Source organism: Dyadobacter sp. 32 (assembly GCF_902506755.1).
Classification (GTDB): Bacteria; Bacteroidota; Bacteroidia; order Cytophagales; family Spirosomataceae; genus Dyadobacter.
Map to the genome: position 1 here is coordinate 3,173,591 of NZ_LR735258.1, position 19,503 is coordinate 3,193,093.

Consider the following 19,503-nt stretch of genomic DNA (forward strand, 5'->3'; position numbering starts at 1 on the left):
TCTTTCAAACAACCTGGAACAGACCATCAAATAAGGCGATACTGCCATTTTGAAATATGGATTAACAAATACCATAGAAAAGCCAAAACCCCCTCAATGAAAAGCTCATTCTGGGGTTTTGGCTTCAACACCACATACAATAAAAAGCCCGGAGAAAGTCAAATCCTCCGGGCTTCATTGTGAGTAATCCAGTTGTTACTTATTTTTTCTTAGTTCCTGCCAGACTTGGCTCTTTGGAGATTTGGATCAAATCCACCAACATTCTGCCGGTTTCATTCAGATAAATGTCCTTTTTCTTTTTCACCTCTTTTGGAGCTTCATTAGACTTGGGCGCATCCTCGTCCTCATCATCTTCTGCATCTTCACCCAATTGCTTCATGGCGGCCCTTTTCTTCTCAGCCTCCTCACGTTCAATTTTACGTTTCGACTCCTGCAGGGACACCACTTTATTTTCACGGGCCTTTTTAAACTCATCCAGCGTTTTAACCAGCGTTTTCAGTTCCTCATCGGTTTTGAGCCGCTGACTGTACTTGTCTTTCAACTGCGTTAAAATTTTCTCGTTGATGTTGTTTGTAACTTCGTAACGAGATGAGGGGATCTGATCCCAGGGTAAAGCGGCTGGTTGCGAACCTTCACCATACTCATTGGTTTTAAATGCAGTGGGAAGCTCAAGATCGGGCATCACGCCCTTCAATTGTGTGCTGCTACCGTTGATCCTATAGAACTTGGCAACGGTCAACTTTACCTGACCCAATTGTTCGGTTTCTTTCTGATCCCATTCATTTAGTCCTGTAAGTGTCTGCACGGTTCCTTTTCCATAAGTTTGCTCACCTACGATAATTCCCCGCTTATAGTCCTGAATTGCAGCGGCAAAAATCTCCGAGGCGGAAGCACTAAACCGGTTTACCATCACCGCCATGGGGCCGTTGTAAGCTATGCTCGGATCGGTATCCTGTTGCACCTCAATATCCCCTCTGCTTTCCTTAACCTGAACCACCGGGCCTCTTCCGATGAAAAGACCGGTGAGCGAAATGGACTCCGTTAGTGATCCACCACCATTGTTGCGAAGATCGATCACGATACCATCCACATTTTCCGCAGTAAGTTCAGTAATAATTTTTTGAACGTCACGGGTAGTACTTGAAAACTCTTTTTCTTTATGCTGAGCGCCTTCAAAATCCCGGTAAAACAACGGAATATCTATGACACCGATTTTGTAATCCTTCTTACCAGAATTGATAGAGACAATCTCTTTTTTTGCTCTTTGCTCTTCAAGCTTGATCTTCTCACGTACCAGTCTGTATTCTTTTGGAGGATTACCTGGTAATGCGTCGGCCGAAATAACCTGCAATCTCACCACGGTACCCTTGGGACCTTTGATCAATTTGACCGCATCATCCACAAACCAGCCCACTATATCCACAATTTTACCCTCATCACCTTGCGCGACGCCAATAATCTTGTCCTCCTTTTTCAGTTGTTTACCTTTAAAAGCAGGTCCTCCCGGAATCACTTCAACAATCTTAATATAGTTATCCTCTTCACGAAGCAACGCCCCTATTCCTTCAAGAGACTGACTCATCTCCTGCTTGAAACGGTCCGCCGAAGTAGGAGCCATATAGCTCGTATGCGGATCCAGAGACTCTGCATAGGAATTCATGAACATCTGAAAAACCTGTTCTGTCCGAATCCGTCCCAGTGCCCGATCCCGATTCTTGTACCGGTCTTTAAGGGTTGAAATAACGGCTGTATCTGCCTTTCCGGAGAGTTTAAGATCAAGTGCCTCACTCTTAAGATATTTCCTCCAGGTGTCATTTAACTCCTCGGGGGTTTTGGCCCAGGCCGCTTTCTCCCTGTCTGTATCTATCGATTCGTCAGCAGAATAGTCGAATGGCTTTGGTTCTTTAAGAAGCGCCTGAATGTACTCACTTCTTTCCTGATAACGCTTGCGAAAGACGTTATACATCTTGAAGGGCACGTCCAGCTCACGTTTTTGAAGATAATCATCAAAAAAGTTCCTATACTTATCAAATTCCGCGATATCCGAAGCCAGATAGTGTAAACGTCCATGGTCAATGCCATCAATATATTTATCGAACATGGCAGAGGACAAAGAATCATTCAATACCAATTTCCGATAATGAAGGTTCGATAGTATCCTGGTCGCGATTGCTTCAGCTTTGTACTGAGAGGGCAAAGGTTTGATGTCTTCCTGCAAAGAGGTTTCCGTTGGAACAACCACAACTCCACCTTCCTTCACGGGTCCGCGTTGCCAGCTCAGCAAAACAACCGGAATGAGCGTGATAAGATACTTTTTCATCGTTGATTATCTATTTTACAATGTCCAATAATTCCACATCGAATACCAATGCGGAGTAAGCGGGGATCTGCGCACCGGCAGCTCTTTCCCCGTAAGCAAGTTGGTAAGGAATGAACAATTTCCATTTTGAACCCACAGGCATCAATTGTAACGCCTCTGTCCACCCTTTAATCACACCGCCAACCCCAAACTCAATGGGTTCCCCACGATCAACAGAGCTATCAAAAACCGTTCCGTTGGTCAAGGTACCATGGTAATGAGTCTTCACTTTATCCGTGGCAGTAGGTTTAGGGCCCTCGCCCATTTTGATGACCTGATATTGCAGACCACTTTCAGTGGTGATAATTCCAGGCTTTTTCTTGTTTTCTTCCAAGAACTTCTCTCCCTCAATTTTTACAACAGCTCCCTTTTCTTCGTTCATCTTTTGAAAGTAATTACCTATGAAATTATTTGCATCTTCTGATGTGAATGCCACTTTATCTCCCTTTAAGGATGCCTGGATAGTTTTGGTCAGCACATCCGAATTGATGTCATTGATTCCCTGCGAGGTGAGTGAGTTTGAAAAACTTACGCCAATTGCCGCAGAAAGTGAGTCTTTTTGATTTTTCAACACCGCTACTGTAGGAGCAGGTTTGGCCATAGGCGCAGGAGCTTTCTTTTGTGTTACAGCGGGTTTAACTGCTTTTTTGGGAGCCTGGGCAAATCCCTGGGTCGCTAACCCTGTGATACCTAAAACGATAGCAAGAACGGTTTTTTCTAATTTGTGCATTCTACTTAAAAGATGGTCTTGAAGTTAATTTTTGGAATACAAACACTATAAACGGATTCAATTACAACAAAAACACAATTACTACCTAAAAAAGTTTTAAAAACGTTTCAAATCCATGATAAACGGTATTTTTATTTGGCAAAAATGCAGACTCGCAGTAACCTTGGAAAAATCTAATTTTTATCTGTCAGTTTAATTCTAATTATTACATTTTTCCCAAAATAAACGCTTACCTTTGCGCAAGTTTTCAAAAACTTACTACTATACTCTAAATAAGTCAATTATACTATGGTATCTGTTAGACCGGACGAAGTTTCGGCCATCCTGCGCGAACAACTTGCAGGCGCTAAATCTGAAGCAGAACTCGAAGAAGTTGGAACAGTCCTTCAAGTCGGTGACGGTGTTGCCCGCATTTATGGTCTTTCCCAGGTTCAGGCTGGAGAGCTGCTTGTTTTCGACAATGGCTTAAAGGCCCTCGCGCTTAACCTCGAGGAAGACAATGTTGGTGCCGTTTTGCTTGGTGATTCAAGTGAAATTAAAGAGGGTGACACTGTAAAACGTACAAAAGAAATTGCCTCTGTAAAAGTGGGCGATGGCATTGTAGGTCGCGTGGTGAACACACTGGCTGAGCCTATCGATGGTAATGGCCCTCTTACTGGTGAACTTTTTGAAATGCCATTGGAGCGTAAAGCGCCAGGGGTAATCTTTCGTCAGCCGGTAACCGAACCTCTTCAAACAGGTATTAAATCGATCGATGCCATGATTCCGATCGGTCGCGGACAACGTGAATTGATCATCGGTGACCGTCAGACAGGTAAAACTGCCGTTGCGATCGATACCATAATCAACCAAAGAGAATATTTCGACAAAGGCGAGCCTGTATTCTGTATTTATGTGGCGTGCGGCCAAAAGGCTTCAACCATTAAAGGAATTGAGGCTACGTTACGCCGTTACGGAGCAATGGACTACACGGTCATCGTTGCTGCCGGCGCATCGGATCCTTCACCAATGCAATTCTATGCTCCTTTTACAGGTGCCGCCATTGGCGAATATTTCCGTGACACGGGTCGTCCCGCTCTGGTGATCTATGATGACCTTTCGAAACAAGCGGTTTCTTATCGTGAAGTTTCTCTTTTGCTTCGTCGCCCTCCGGGTCGTGAGGCGTATCCTGGTGACGTATTCTATCTCCATAGCCGCTTGCTGGAGCGTGCAGCCAAAATCATCAATGATGATGCCATCGCAGCCAACATGAACGACCTTCCACCTTCATTGGTAGGAAAGGTAAAAGGTGGCGGTTCTTTGACTGCACTTCCGATTATTGAAACGCAGGCGGGTGACGTTTCTGCTTATATTCCCACCAACGTAATCTCCATTACGGATGGCCAGATTTTCCTTGAATCGAACTTGTTCAACTCAGGTATTCGTCCGGCGATCAACGTAGGTATCTCAGTATCACGTGTGGGAGGTAACGCGCAGATCAAGTCAATGAAAAAGGTATCTGGTACACTCAAATTGGATCAGGCTCAATTCCGCGAACTGGAAGCTTTTGCAAAATTCGGATCGGATCTTGATGCTGCTACCAAGCTGGCCATCGACAGAGGGCGCCGTAACCAGGAAGTTTTGAAGCAACCACAATATGCGCCGGTTCCCATCGAACATCAGGTAGCTACAGTGTATGCTTCTACCAAAGGTTTGCTGGATAAAGTTCCTGTTGAAAAAGTGAAGGATTTTGATAAAGAATTCCTTACAGTGCTTTCAGCTCAGCATAGCGCTACACTTGCTGCACTACGGGCAGGAAAACTGGATAACAGTGTTACCGACGTGATCGACAGTGTTGCAAGAGAAATTGCAGCAAAATATTAAGCGTATAATTAACGATTAGGAGTTATTGGATTAAACCAGTGACTCCTGATTTTTGAATCCCCGATATGGCAAGCTTAAAAGAAGTACGTAACCGGATTGTTTCGGTTAATTCAACCCAGCAGATAACCAAGGCCATGAAAATGGTGGCTGCGGCCAAATTGCGTAGAGCTCAGGATAATATAATCCAAATGCGCCCTTACGCACAAAAGCTTGGTCAGATGCTTTCGACAGTTTCGGCAGGAGCAGAAAGTTCTGGCGACAGCCCGTTGAAAGCGATCAGGCCAGTGGAGAAGGTACTGATTGTGGTCGTCACATCCGATCGCGGATTGTGTGGCGCATTCAATACCAACATCGTTAAAGCAACCATTCTTCTTATTGAAGAAAAATATGCAGCGCAAGCGGCGAAGGGAAATGTTGAGATTTTTGCGATCGGGAAGAAAGGTGCAGAAGCATTTACACGCAGAGGGTTTGTCGTTAACACAGCATTTACAGATTTGTTCACAAGGCTAAGTTTTGTGAATGCAAAAACAGCTGCCGAGCAGATTATCACCGATTTCTCTGAGGCCAAGTATGATGCGGTTGATCTGGTTTTCAATGAATTCAAAAATGTGGCAACACAAATTATTCATACCGACCCTTATCTTCCTATCACGTCGGAAAATCTGGCGAAGAAAAGCAAAGCAAGTGAAGTAAATTATATATTTGAGCCTACCGAAGAAGAGATTCTGAGAGAGCTGATTCCTAAGTCGCTTAAAATAGCTTTATACAGAGCTGTGCTTGAGTCCAATGCATCCGAACAAGGTGCCCGGATGACGGCCATGGATAAGGCTACCGAAAATGCTCAGGAATTATTGAAAGAGCTGAAACTTGTCTACAACAGGACTCGTCAGGCTGCCATTACAACAGAAATCCTGGAAATTGTGGGCGGTGCGGAAGCCTTGAAAAATTAAGGTTACCATCGATAGCAACAATAAGCAGCCAGCAGGTCTCATCCACTTGCTGGCTTTTTTATTGCTCCCATCCTACATTTGGACGCCCGGGGGCAATTTTCCCTTTCCCTTTACAGTTGTATTGAAACAAAAATAGAAACCGTGATGTCATTTATATCAAAAACAACCAGGCTTATACTAATAATATTTGTCGGAATTGTTCCGCTCCACGGCCAGTCGTTGGATGAGATTCTCAGCAACCATCTCACTGCAATGGGAGGCGCAGAAAAAATCAGTAAGCTCAACAGCCTGAAAATTACCGCCAATGTGGAAATGATGAATACGAAGATGCCCGTAACGACTACCGTGGTGCAGAATAAAGGATTTCGCACCGAAACGGTCATTCAGGGCAAGACGATCGTACAGGCTGTGTATGGAAATAAAGGGTGGATGATTAACCCACTTACCGGACAGGAAAGCCCTGTGGCACTACCCGAAGCCGCAGTAAAAACCATGACCTCACAAACCGACCTGACCGGATTATACAATTACAAAGAAAAAGGCTACACCCTGACACTCGATGGAGAAGAAGACCTTCTTGGCGCTAAGGTTTTCAAAATCACTTCGACTATGAAAAATGGCATTAAACAGGCTAGTTACATTTCCAAAGACACCTGGTATATCCTGAAAGTAGAAGCGACTGTACCTGTAAACGGGGAGGAAATAAAAACAGAAAACTGGCAATCTGACTTTAAACAGGTTGATGGAATCACTTTTCCATTCACTTCTGAAATATCCACTTCTGCGATCCCCAATATGAAAATGGTCAATAAAATCTCTTCGGTTGAGGTCAATCCTAAAATCAACGAAAAGATTTTTGAAATGCCGTTGTAGCTGTTAGCTGTTAGCTGTTAGCTGTTAGCTGTTAGCTGTTAGCTGTTAGAAGAACAGTTGATTGGGAGGATTTAAGTTCCACTATTTCATGACTGGCAAAACTTTTTTTCAGTAAGTTGAACTAAAATGAATCAATGTATGTATATACATTAAATGTAACAACATAAAAATACAACAATCATGGCAACTGCAACTAAATGGGTGATAGACCCTACACATTCCGAAATTCAGTTTAAAGTAAAACACCTGGTAATCTCCACCGTTACCGGATCGTTCAAAACATTTGAAGGAACAGTTGAAAGCGAAACAGAGGATTTTGAAGGAGCGAAAGTTTCTTTTTCAGCTGATATCGCAAGCATTGACACCAATATGGCGCAACGCGATGAGCATCTTAAATCGGGTGACTTCTTTGACGCTGAAAAATATCCTAAACTCACCTTCTCAGGCGTCCTTACTTCTAAGGGTGATGAGTCTTATTCACTCTCAGGCGACCTGACAATAAAAAACACAACCAAGCCATTCACTTTTGCAGTTGAATATGGTGGTAATATGACTGATTTTTATGGCCAGAATAAGGCCGGTTTTGAAATCAGCGGTAAGCTGAACCGTAAAGAGTTTGGTTTGGAATGGAGCGCTGTTACTGAGGCCGGAGGCGTGGTCGTAGGGGATGAAGTGAAACTGATCGCCAACGTTCAGGTGGTGAAGCAGTAAGGAACAATCCGGCGCATACCCGCTAAGATACTTGATAAAATTGCAGCATGGCCGATGATAGCCGTGCTGTTTTTTTTTGAGTGAAATACTTTCACAATCGGCGTCTACGACCCCGCGGATAGTACAACTTGGTATCGCCTGAAGTCTATGTGCATAGAAAATTCTACTTCCTACTTATTTTGGCAGACTTTTTAAAGGAAAACTTTACAGCGTTGTCAATAAGTTATTACTTTTGACAAAAAAACTTCGCTTTGATAGTTGAAACGCGCGCCTACGCCCGTGCAGGGTTGCTAGGAAATCCCTCAGATGGTTTTTATGGAAAAACAATTTCCATTTCTGTACGAAACTTTGGTGCTTCCATTTCCCTTTACGAATCTCCGGATTTGCATATAGAACCTGAGCCCCAGGACGGCAGTACTTTCCGAAGTATATACCACCTCCGTGACTCGGTAAGCATGCTGGGCTATAATGGTGGCATTCCTTTGATAAAAGCCGGCATCAAAAAGTTTGGTGATTATTGTGAAGAGAATAATATACGTTTGCCCAATAGGAATTTCACTGTAAGGTATCGGTCATCCATTCCGCGCCAGGTAGGTATGTCGGGATCAAGTGCCATTGTGGTGGCTTTGTTTCGGGCATTGATGCAATTCTATAAAGTAGAAATTCCGCTACCGCTCCTGCCCCAGCTGGTAATGGTTACCGAAACCGAAGAACTAGGCATAACGGCCGGATTACAGGATCGTGTCATCCAATGCTATGAAGGATGCGTATACATGGATTTTGACAAAGCACTTATTCAAAAACAGGGTTACGGATACTACGAACGGATCGACCCGGATCGTCTGCCCAAATTATATGTAGCCTACAACACCAATCTTAGTAAAGTATCCGGCAAAGTGCATAGCGATGTGCGTACCCGCTTCGACAGAGGCGAAAAGGATGTGATTGAAGTACTCGGGCAGATCGCCCAAAAAGCACAGGATGCACATACTGCCTTAATGGAAGGCCGCTCCGAAGATCTGCACGAATTGATGAACCAAAATTTTGATCTGCGTTGTAAGATTTACAACGTGCCGGAATCCAACAAGCGACTGATCAACGCCGCGAGGGCATGTGGCGCATCCGCAAAGTTTGCGGGTTCAGGAGGCACCATCATCGGCACCTATACCGATGACGACATGCTGAACCAGTTATTTGTCGAGCTAAAAAAACACAATGCCCGGGTAATCAAGCCATTTGTGGTTTAGCTTAAAGAAGAATGAAATATGAAAATTAATAATTCCATTTAACGATTAAAAAACGTGCACTATTGAGCTAACAGCGGTCCGCCGCGCGGCCAATAGCTAACAGCTAATAGCTAATATATGATTCGTAAAGCCGTAATACCTGCCGCTGGTCTTGGGACCCGATTTTTACCAGCAACGAAGTCGATGCCCAAGGAAATGTTACCGATCATCGATATTCCTACCATCCAATATGTTGTTCAGGAAGCTGTTGATTCCGGTATCGAGGACATTTTGATAATTTCCGGTAAGGGCAAACGGGCCATAGAAGACCATTTCGACCGTAATGTTGAACTGGAAACCAGGCTGGAAGAAAAAGAAGACCTGCTCTGGTTCAATGAGATGCGCAGACTCGCCGACATGGCCAATGTCCATTTTGTTCGTCAAAAAGAGGCAAACGGATTGGGGGATGCGATCTATTACGCAAGGCATCATGTAGGTAACGAGCCATTCGCAGTGTTGCTTGGAGATACCATCATGGATTCCGTGATACCTGTGACCCAGCAGTTGATGGATACTTACGAGCAATATGGCGGATCTGTGATCGCTGTTGAGCAGGTACCCGCCAATAAGGTTAACCGATATGGAATTGTTGGTGGCAACTCGCTAAGTGATACAATCTTAGAGTTGACCACGTTGATTGAAAAACCAGCCATCGACCTTGCTCCTTCCAATCTGGCCATCGCCGGACGCTATATTCTTACGCCCGAAATATTCAGAACTATTGAGCAAACCCCCAAGGGCAAAAACAATGAAATTCAGCTTACAGATTCTTTGCTGCTTCTATTGAAGCGTGAGAATATTTACGCGCATCATATCGAAGGCAAGCGTCACGATATCGGCGACAAACTGGATTATCTGAAAACAACCGTGGAATTTGCCCTGAAAAGAAAAGAATTTGCAGAACCTTTCCGCAAATTCCTTGAAGATATACTAGCCAAGTAAGTCTGCATATTTATTTCAAAAGAATCATTCGACAATCCGGATGATTCTTTTGCATTCTAAACACGAACTGGCCTTATCGACAACCGGTCACACCAACCAAGAAAAGTCTTATACGCGTTGTCCAAAACCTGTTGCTGCTCTATTGGTATCTTTGATTTGGATCTGGACACCACTTCAATCGGTAAACCTCTTCTGAACAGAAAATACTTGGAACTGATCGGATAAAATTTTGAGATCACCGGCTCCATGGCAGCTATTTCAGATTGTATCCATTTTGTCTCCTCTGATTTGGAAGGCTCATTCGCATTTTCGCAAAGCCACGTGAGGATTTCCGGGTAAAAATTTGCGGAGATTGGCGACATTCCGGCTCCTCCCAATTGCATTGAAGCAAGTGCCGTTGCTGTGTGCGCGTTGTAGAATTCGAGCTTGCTATTTTTCAAGACCTGCAACTTGGACTGTATCTTACCAATATCCTCGCAGGTATCCTTGTGGTAAATCACGCGGTCACTACGTACCAGATAATTGAGAACCTTGGGAGAAATAACCCTTTTATAAGGTCTCGGGCATTCGTATGTTCCCAAAGGCACATCCCTCGTGAGATCAAAGAACCTTTCAAAATTGGTAATCAACACGTCATCACTTTCTTCCTTGCCAGCCAGATGACTTGAAATAAGAATAACAGCATTTACTCCCGTCTGATAAATATCTTTCGCGTTTTTTGCCTTTTCCTCCAGCGTGTTACCAAAAGAACCTGTGGATACCACCGACACCTTATTTCCCACATATTTAACAACATGTTGCGTCAATGCCAGGCGTTCTGCATCGTCCATGAAAAACATCTCACTACTCAGGCAGTTGGCGAAAAAACCTTTGGCACCGGCCGCAAGGTAGAAATCCGTTACCCTGGAGACCCCATCAAAATCAATTTTTAAATCGGATTTCAATGGAGTGATCATGACAGGAATCAGCTTCTTATCACTTGTGGGTGCGATACCCTTCAGCCGCGCCATTTCAGATGAGATTGATGAGACCTCTATATCCTGAAAGGCTCCCGACAAAGCGCCCTCCCCTGCACCTACGGAAAATGCAAGGCCCAACGCACCGGTCGTCAGTTTTCCCAAAAATTCTCTACGGGATGCATCGTTATATTTATTCATTTTTTAGTGCTATTAATATTTTATCCACCGTACCATCATTAGTACTATAAAATCTTAAATCTGGCAGTCGCAGGATCAAAAATTATTTTTCAGCCAAAGCGTTGTATGCTTCGCACTTCCTCACACAATAACAAATTCAATTTATCTAAAGGCAATAACGACAAAAACGCCGCCGTTTGTGACCGGCGACGTTTTGTTCTGTAACGGAAAGGAGATCCGTCATTTACGTTCTTTCACGCACCTAAAAAAGTTCAGCATCATCCAATGAAGTTATCTTTACCTGCGAAATAGTACTCCGGTGTTTTTTAAGAACCGTGTACTCATAGTGTTTCGTTTTTAATTTTTCCCCCACAGCGGGTATTCTGCCAAACTTCCAAATCAGAAAGCCCGCCAGTGTCTCGTACTCGCCTTCCTTGAAAATGTCGTGAGGTAATTTGTCGTTAATATCGGAAATTGACGCAGATCCCAGCACCGTGTACGTATTGTCACTCTCATTTTTGACGATCGGTACTTCGTTGTCATATTCATCCTGTATCTCTCCTACCAGCTCTTCCAGAATATCCTCCATGGTCACAATCCCGTCCACACCGCCATATTCATCGATTATCACAGCCATTTGCTGGTGATTTACCTGAAAATCGCGCAGAAGCGCTCCGATAGGCTTAGATTCGTGTACAGTCGCCACGGGCCGGACAAGGGTTGAAATTACAATCTCTTCACCCTTTCTCATTTTCAGAAGCAGATCTTTCAAATGCAGCACGCCCACAATCTGGTCGAGGGTGTCTTCATAAACGGGCATTCTCGAATACCCTTCTTCTATAATCTTCTCTAATTTCGCTTCATTAAAATCATTGATATCGATACCCACAATCTGAGGACGGGGTATCATGACCTGCTTGGCAATACGCTCCGAAAAATTAAACGCGTTTTTGATCAGATCATAATCCGCCGCTTCAATCATACCGCTATCCTTCTGCTGCTGTACGAGGTACCGAAGTTCGTCACTGCTATGCACTTCACTGCCATGCGTGGGTGTTATACCAATGCCTTTTAACATAAAATTGGCAATTCCATTCAATACCCAAACCACCGGCCGGAATACGAGATAAAATGCATGCAATGGATACGAAAGAAAAAGTGTAGTAGCTTCCGGGCGTTGTATGGCGATTGACTTGGGCGCTAATTCTCCAAAAACAATATGTAAGACGGTAATGATCGCAAAAGCAGCGGGCAATGCAATCTGATGGGCCAGTTCAGGATCAAGAGATATCCCCACCAGCTCCATTCCGCTGATCAATATTTTAGAAACGACCGGCTCGCCTATCCAGCCCAGTCCAAGGCTGGCGAGGGTGATTCCGAATTGCGTAGCTGCCAGATATCCATCCAGATTGGCTACTATTTTTTTGGAAAGAATGGCCATTGCATTGCCGTCCTGCGCCTTTTGTTCCAGTTGTGTTGCCCGGATCTTGACAATGGCAAATTCCGCCGCGACAAAGAATCCATTGAGGAAAACCAGTACAAGCGTAATAATAACCTGAGTAAGCATTTTGGTGGTGAGTGAGTGACATTTTAATTATGAACCGGGAACAGGCCAATTTCATTCCAACCGGATCCTTCAAGCCAAATCAAACGGAGCATTTTGACGCAAATAATATCCCAAGACAACAATCCTGAACTCAGTCTGCATCGTGCTTACGATTGTCTTCCATAGGCCCGCGAAGATGTATGATCAGTCCGTTCAGAAAATTACGTAATAACTGGTCACCACAAGGTTTATAATGTTCATGGCCCTCCTTCCTGAATAATGCGCCTAATTCACTGGCTGTAACTTTAAAATCAACCAGACTCAGAATATGGATGATCTCATCATTTCGAAGATGCAGCGCCACGCGCAGTTTTTTCAATATATCGTTGTTTGTCATTTTTTGTTATTTTTCTGCAAGCTCTTAATATCTGCCTAATTATCCAATTATTGTACCCGGAGCTCTCCCATAAAAAAGAGGCCGCCCTTTTAGGGAACAGCCTCTTTCTATTTTAATTACTCTCAATGCGGAACCTGAACCTCCGGATAACAGATCACCTTTCGGTATAATCCAGGTTTTCCTTAATTACTTAAGCAACCACATTTTTTGGTTAAAATCATCATTGCCACCAAATTGCGATTGAAGCGCCTTCGTTAGGTTAGCGTTATTATAATTTACCTCAGAGTCTGGATACATCCACCTTACGGGTATTTTATCCTTTTCAGTATTATTGTTGGACAGCGGATTAACCGGGAAAACAGGAAAGCCTGTGCGGCGGTTTTCAAAATAACTATCGTATCCTGCCTGAAGAAATGTACCCAGGTATCTTTGGGTCATGATTTTTTCAAGCTGCTGCTGCACTGTTCCTGATAATTTGACCTTGTCCGAAGCCAGATAAGTGGTGATGTATTCAGGCGTAATTTTACGGTTGTGGTGAAAATCAGCATTATCAGGCGTGGTGTTCGCTACAAACTGCATACCCGTACGGATCGCATTTTCGTAATAAGTACTGGTGGGCGTTCCCGTAATCCATCCTCTCAATGACGCCTCTGCCAGCATGAATTGCAAAACAGTGTAGCTGATCTGGTAATAAGGCTCTGAGTTGGCCAGTTCTGAATAACGCGCATTGAGGTTGGAATAGTCTTTCGACGATGCCACGGCGGTCAGGTCTGAGTACACAACCGATGGATTTACGGCCTTGTATGCAGCATAGCTGGATGCACTGACACCCGCTGCTGTTTGAACAGGTGAAGGCGCGGCGTAATAGAAGAGGCGATAGTCTTCCAGATCCTTTAATTTATCAACAATCATTGTGGACATAACAGGGTAGATAAGTCCCTGGTTGTTTAATTTAAACCACGGGAAACGCTGTCCGGCCACATCAGAATAAATTACCTGAAAGTTATCGGCTGAGCTTTGAAAAATCGGCTTGGTGGTAACAATTGCATTGAAGCGAGATTTCACGTTTAATTCCGTATCGGATTCTTTGGCAGACAGGGTCAGCAGTACCTTCAGCGCAAATGTATTCACCACTTTGCGCCATTTTGTAACGTCACCATTGTAAATGGGGTCGCCCGAAAATTTAGTCCCTTGCTCAAACGCCTTGTCAGCTTCTTCAAGCTCCTTCAGAATGCCCAGAAACACTTCCTTCTGTGTAGAATACTCCGGACTAATTACGCCGGTCTCTCCCTGTAATGCATTTGTATAAGGGATGTCGCCTACCCGCATGGTGAGGTCATAAAATTTCCACGCACGAACAAACTTGCCAAGCCCCGTAAAAGAGTTCTTCAGTCCACCTTCGGGAGCCAGATTGATCATTTTCTCTACGTTGGTCAGTATCACTAAACCGTCAAAGCCCTGTTTCCCCAAGTTGTTGTATTGAAGAGAATTAGGGAACTCTGTATGGCTGATTGCTTTAGATAGCAATGCCGGGTTCAGAAAGCTGCTATTACCGGCGACATCAAGAATGAGATTCGTTCCAAGCATTTCGGACGAAACCGCTGTGGCCGCGTCGGGATTCGTATTAATCTGTTCGAAGTCGGAGCAGCTGCCTAGTGTAAGCAGACCTCCGGCTAAAAGCATATATTTAAATATTGTTTTTTTCATGATTTGGTCTATCTAATTTGATCAGAATGTTAATTGAACACTACCCCCCACATAACGTACAGAAGGAGAAGTGAGCTGAGTATCGTCCGCTTTATCAGGATCAGCAAAACGGAAATCTTTCGTCCACATCCAAACATTTTGTCCGGTCAAAGATATGGAAGCAGACTTGGCTCCAATGTATTTGGCTACAGCAGGAGGCAGTGCATAGCCGATTGAAACTTCACGAAGCTTAAAGAAAGTCGCATTGGTCACCCCACGGGTTCCATCTCCATAACGACGTGCGTAAGTTTCATACGAAACCTTGGTGGTGTTTGGGGCATATTCTCTGGAATCGCTGGTGATATTCCCAAAGTTGTCAAAGGTTGCGGCTCCGGAGGTCACCACCACTCCCTGGCCTACGTAAGACTTATTTTTGTTAACAACTTCGTCGTACCGCCATTGATTATCAGAATCAGGATGTGCGCCTGTATCCCACATTTTGTAGGATGTGTAGTTGTTCAGAACGCCACCCACGCGTCCGTCAAATGCTACATTCAATGTAAATTGCTTGTAGCTAACGGTATTGGCTAGTCCCCATATATATTTGGGGTCTGTGTATCCGTACAGGTAACTGTATGTACTCGCTTGCGTCAAACCATTTGCCTGGTGAATCAGGTTACCCTGCGGATCACGCATCCAAATTGCTCCTGTATAGGTATCCGTACGGCCGCCTTCTTTGGTCCAGCTGTTTTTGGCAGAAAACTGAGGATCAAGGGCTTTGAAATACCGGTGGTTATAGGACCAGTTCGCAGTGGCATCCCATCGCCAATCTCCTGATTTTAAGACATTTGCATCAAGTGTAACTTCCATCCCCTTGCGCACATAGGTCTGATCAATATTAATCAGCGTCGAGTTGAATCCGGATGCCTGAGAGATATTAGCTCTTGTTTGGATGTTGTAATTGTATTTGTTGAAATAAGCTACATCCAGTTTAAAGCGCTTTTTCATAAAATAGGCAGCCGTACCAATCTCCCACGTACGGTTCGTTTCTGCAATTACATTGGCTGCATTGGTAATCGTACCTGGGTAGGAGGCAGCGTTTAAGCCGTTCCAAACTCCCGTTGATGTATTGTAGGTATTGTTTGTGGCGTATACCCCCAAATCCGATTTAGACAAAGTCCACGATCCGCGAACTTTCCAGAAATCAAGCCATCCTGGCAGGGTATTAAAAAACTCACTCACAACCAAACTTGCTCCGGCTGAAGGATAAAAATAACTGCGTGCGCTAGATGGCATGGTTGAGCTCCAGTCGTTTCGACCAGTTACATCCAGAAAGAATATATTGTCGTATGACAAACTAAGTTTACCCAAAAGACTATTCACTTGCTTTCGAGGATTGGCCACCCCGAAATTGGGGTCAACAACACTAACGTTTGGTCTTTCCACCGAGTTATTTAGCGAGTAGTAGCCCGGGATAATTAAACCACTGCGTGTAGAGCTATAAAGGTAACTATTGTCATACTTATAGATTGTACCACCTGCAAGGGCGTCAACACCTACCTTACCAATGGTTTTATTGTAGGTAATAAAGGCATCGCCGTTAAAACTATATCCACTCCTTTTTGCAAGGGAGTATAACCCCGCAGCGTCCCATCCCCGCGTAGAAAGAATTCCTGGTGGATTTCTTCTTGTTTCGTCATTTTGATATAAGTCAAACCCTGGACGGATCAGTATTTTTGCACCTTCAAATAAATCATAAGTAGCCGTTAGACTGGCATTCATCCTATTCTCATTAATGCCATTCAGCTTTTCATACGCCATCATGTAAGGGTTGTCGTACCAGGCATTGTAGTGCCAGTTTTGTTTTACATTCGGAGTCAACCAATAATTGTCTTTGTAGGATGCCAGGTTATACTCAGGCCCCATCCACACCAAAATGTTATAAATATAGCCTTGTAAACTGTAACCTGCACCCGCAATTTGCGGCGCTGTTAACCGGTTGTATCCCATCTGGCTGTTTAACGTAAACTTATCCCCCACTTTCATTTCACCACTCACGTTAAAAGTCGTGTTGTTGGATTTAAGGTTTGGGTATTGCCCCTTGTTATATACATGGCTGATCGATGCCCTGAAACTTCCGTTTTCCCCCGTCTGCGTGATACTAACGTTATTGTTGGAAATCAGGCCTGGTACCAGAAAGTCATTGAAATTGTCTTTTCCTACCGAGCGAAGTTCACTGTTTACCATTTGCTTGGCAATGGGATCCCATTGATTGGCCATGGTTCCGTTATCCAGCTTGGCTCCCCAAATGTAATCCGTTGGGCTGTAAGCACTACCTAGCCCGGCACTATAGGATTTTTGGGCCTCGGGAAGCATCAGGAATCCCGCATTGAACATGTTGTTGCTATTGACCGAAACCGAAAGTCCCTTGCTGCTTGCGCTCCGCTTGGTGGTAACAATAACGGCCCCGCTACCGCCTCTGGAACCATACAATGCCGCAGCCGTAGGCCCTTTAAGCACGTTAACACTCTCGATATCATCCTGATTCAGGTTTTTGAGCGACATATTCCCATAAGGCACCCCGTCAATGACCAGCAAAGGTGTTTCACCCCGCAGGTTCAAAGTAGGCGCCTCGTTGAACTCGGTACTGTTTCTCACCCAGAGTCCCGAAACCTTTCCGGTTAACGAAGTAGCCAGGTTAACTCCCTTCACAGTCTGGAGTGCGGCGCCATTTATTTTTTGCACCGAGTACCCCAACGCCTTTTCTTCCAGTTTCATCCCAAGTGCTCCAATGATGACCTCGTTCAGGTTTTGAGCGTCTTCTTTAAGTGAAATATCAATCTGCGAGCGTCCGTCGATTTTCACTTCCTGTGGCGCATAACCAATAAAAGAAAAAACAAGCGTACCGTCAGAGGGAGCATTGATGGAATACTTCCCTTCCGTATCTGTGATGGTTCCGTTGGTAGACGCCTTGAGCAGAATGTTGACTCCCGGGAGTCCAGCACCCTTGTCGTCCTTGACAACACCTTTTATTTGCCCCTGGGCAAAGTTTAACATGGGGATAATCAAGAAGATAATCCCAAAAAAAGTAGAAATCTTTTTCATTGAGTTGGTGGTTTGATTAGAGAATTGTTTTCGAATTGGATTATTTACTTATAAAATGGTGACTTATACTGGTATACGTAACCGTTAATTCATTTCATTAGCGTGTGAGGTTTCACAATTGCTCCTGCCGCCGACGGCTAAATGTATTTTTTGAGTACTTAAAACTGAGTGAACGAACTGATCCGTGTGACGATGTACCTGCTATCCTAAGTAAATGCCTAATCTCCGCTCAATCATAGCCCCGTATTGAGCGTCCGAGCTGACTTTTCTTGGGAAATCGAAGCTGTCTCATTCGGAGATGACGAGCTTACATTTTGGGCATTGGTTTCGTTGGTGAGGCAATTTATTAAAATGAAAATACCTGTCAAAGTTTTTATAACGTACATTTTTCCAAAAGGGGTGATTTCTGCGCAAGTTTATAAAAAGGTAGTATTAAAACACGAAATACGTATAAAGTTAATTTTTTGACCCAATATTTAATAATTTATTTACACTTACTTAATCGTAAGGTAATTTTAAAAATTAAAGCAGGATATTCGTTTAAAGCCAGGAGGGCATCCACTTCTACCCAAAAAGCGGGATGAAACGTTAATCGCCAAGCACATGTTTACTATACCAATGTGCTAACGATAACCATTAACCTATGAAAAGTGGCCACGCCGATTTGCCACTACATTATGGCAAGGTACCTGCCTGGCTTGCCCAACGCATGAGCGCACTTGGAGGTGCAATCGTCGAGTCTATCGTAATTGAATACGGCCACAGTATGTTGTTACAAAAAATGAGTGACCCGTTCTGGTTCCAGTCTCTGGGCTGTGTGCTGGGCATGGACTGGCATTCTTCTGGAATCACAACGTCTGTGATGGGGGCATTGAAAGGTGCAGTGAACAAAAAGTCCGGTGAGCTGGGAATTTACATCTGTGGAGGGCGCGGCAGGCATTCACGCCAAACGCCTGCTGAACTCACGGCAATTGCAAACAAAACTGGCCTGGATGGCGATTTGCTGGTTTATAATAGCCGCCTCTCTGCCAAAATAGACAGCACTGCCATTCAGGATGGCTTTCAGCTGTACCTGCACTCCTTCATACTTTCCAAAGAAGGCGAATGGTCGGTGATTCAGCAGGGAATGAATACCGATGAGCGGATGGCCCGTCGCTATCACTGGCATTCCCCCACAATCAGATCATTCATTGAGGAGCCGCACACTTCCATTTATGGTCAGAATCAGGGAAGAATTCTCAACCTAACCGACAAGCTTGCGGCACCAACCAGGTCGGGTATCCTGGAATTAACACACGAAAATCCGGACAAGATCATGCGCGAGGTGCGTAGACTGGTGATGCCTGGCCATCACGATGTCCGTGCTGACGATGTGAATCTGAAACGACTGGGAGCCGTGCTGGCCCTCGCACACGACAATCCTGTTCCGAATCTGGAATCATTGCTTTTGCTTGAAGGTGTAGGCCCCAGAACAGTGCAGTCGCTGACACTTGTAAGTGAGATTATTCATGGCACACCTTCCCGCTTTTCCGATCCGGCTCGTTTTTCGTTTGCGCACGGCGGAAAAGACGGACACCCCTTCCCGGTCCCGATCACCGTTTATGATGAGTCCATCAAAATTCTGGATCAGGCTGTTCAAAAGTCCAGACTTGGTGACAGGGATAAATCCGATGCCCTTAAAAACCTTTCCAAGGTGTCGGCACAGCTCGAAAAGGATTTCATTCCCAATCATCGCTTTAACGACCTTATTCAGGCAGAACGTGAAAATGCCTGGAAATATGAAGGACGAACCGTAATGGGTAAAGCAAAAAAACCAAAAGGCTGGAACGGTCAACTGGACTTGTTTGACTAATTCCCAATGCCTTACATTGTATTTTTTTCTATATTAGTAGTTGATTTTATAGGTTATAAATTATTTC

Annotated in this window: 14 protein-coding genes; 7 read left to right on the forward strand and 7 right to left on the reverse strand. The window is 44.3% G+C overall.

All coding sequences use genetic code 11. From position 1 onward, the window contains the following. Nucleotides 1-199: 199 nt before the first annotated feature. A complete protein-coding gene (locus DYADSP32_RS12945; RefSeq protein ID WP_149242341.1) occupies nucleotides 200-2,320 on the reverse strand; it encodes a carboxy terminal-processing peptidase in 2,121 nt (706 codons plus the stop codon). Nucleotides 2,321-2,330: 10 nt separating this feature from the next. Next, nucleotides 2,331-3,089: an FKBP-type peptidyl-prolyl cis-trans isomerase gene (locus DYADSP32_RS12950; RefSeq protein ID WP_149242340.1), complete on the reverse strand. Its 759-nt coding sequence runs from the start codon at nucleotides 3,087-3,089 to the stop codon at nucleotides 2,331-2,333. A 288-nt stretch (nucleotides 3,090-3,377) separates the two neighbouring features. Between DYADSP32_RS12950 and atpA the strand changes: the two genes are divergently transcribed. The 6 genes from atpA (at nucleotide 3,378) to galU (ending at nucleotide 9,714) form a co-directional block, all read left to right on the forward strand. Next, a complete protein-coding gene (gene atpA, locus DYADSP32_RS12955; protein WP_149242339.1) occupies nucleotides 3,378-4,952 on the forward strand; it encodes a F0F1 ATP synthase subunit alpha in 1,575 nt (524 codons plus the stop codon). 65 nt (nucleotides 4,953-5,017) lie between these two features. Continuing rightward, on the forward strand, nucleotides 5,018-5,902 hold the full coding sequence (gene atpG / locus DYADSP32_RS12960; RefSeq protein ID WP_149242338.1) for an ATP synthase F1 subunit gamma: 885 nt from the start codon (nucleotides 5,018-5,020) through the stop codon (nucleotides 5,900-5,902). Nucleotides 5,903-6,046: 144 nt separating this feature from the next. Further along, on the forward strand, nucleotides 6,047-6,775 hold the full coding sequence (locus DYADSP32_RS12965; RefSeq protein ID WP_149242337.1) for an outer membrane lipoprotein-sorting protein: 729 nt from the start codon (nucleotides 6,047-6,049) through the stop codon (nucleotides 6,773-6,775). A gap of 180 nt (nucleotides 6,776-6,955) precedes the next feature. Next, the gene (locus DYADSP32_RS12970) at nucleotides 6,956-7,486 is read left to right on the forward strand and encodes a YceI family protein (protein WP_149242336.1); all 531 of its coding nucleotides are present in this window, start codon (nucleotides 6,956-6,958) and stop codon (nucleotides 7,484-7,486) included. Between the two features lie 251 nt (nucleotides 7,487-7,737). Further along, the gene (locus DYADSP32_RS12975) at nucleotides 7,738-8,733 is read left to right on the forward strand and encodes a GHMP kinase (RefSeq protein ID WP_149242335.1); all 996 of its coding nucleotides are present in this window, start codon (nucleotides 7,738-7,740) and stop codon (nucleotides 8,731-8,733) included. Between the two features lie 117 nt (nucleotides 8,734-8,850). Beyond that, on the forward strand, nucleotides 8,851-9,714 hold the full coding sequence (gene galU, locus DYADSP32_RS12980) for a UTP--glucose-1-phosphate uridylyltransferase GalU (RefSeq protein WP_149242334.1): 864 nt from the start codon (nucleotides 8,851-8,853) through the stop codon (nucleotides 9,712-9,714). A 56-nt stretch (nucleotides 9,715-9,770) separates the two neighbouring features. Here the strand turns inward: galU and DYADSP32_RS12985 are convergent, their stop codons facing one another. From DYADSP32_RS12985 to DYADSP32_RS13005, 5 genes are all read right to left on the reverse strand, one after another. Continuing rightward, entirely contained in the window at nucleotides 9,771-10,871 is a 1,101-nt protein-coding gene (locus DYADSP32_RS12985) for a dihydrodipicolinate synthase family protein (RefSeq protein ID WP_414617729.1), read from the reverse strand. Between the two features lie 241 nt (nucleotides 10,872-11,112). Beyond that, entirely contained in the window at nucleotides 11,113-12,417 is a 1,305-nt protein-coding gene (locus DYADSP32_RS12990; RefSeq protein WP_149242333.1) for a hemolysin family protein, read from the reverse strand. 130 nt (nucleotides 12,418-12,547) lie between these two features. Then, nucleotides 12,548-12,793, reverse strand: a complete 246-nt coding sequence (locus tag DYADSP32_RS12995) for a DUF1456 family protein (protein ID WP_149242332.1) — start codon at nucleotides 12,791-12,793, stop codon at nucleotides 12,548-12,550. A 186-nt stretch (nucleotides 12,794-12,979) separates the two neighbouring features. After that, a complete protein-coding gene (locus DYADSP32_RS13000; RefSeq protein WP_149242331.1) occupies nucleotides 12,980-14,500 on the reverse strand; it encodes a SusD/RagB family nutrient-binding outer membrane lipoprotein in 1,521 nt (506 codons plus the stop codon). 21 nt (nucleotides 14,501-14,521) lie between these two features. After that, entirely contained in the window at nucleotides 14,522-17,584 is a 3,063-nt protein-coding gene (locus tag DYADSP32_RS13005) for a SusC/RagA family TonB-linked outer membrane protein (RefSeq protein ID WP_149242330.1), read from the reverse strand. A 643-nt stretch (nucleotides 17,585-18,227) separates the two neighbouring features. On the opposite strand from DYADSP32_RS13005, the gene DYADSP32_RS13010 reads away from it, so the two are divergent. Next, a complete protein-coding gene (locus DYADSP32_RS13010; protein ID WP_149242329.1) occupies nucleotides 18,228-19,436 on the forward strand; it encodes a DUF763 domain-containing protein in 1,209 nt (402 codons plus the stop codon). Nucleotides 19,437-19,503: the final 67 nt, after the last annotated feature.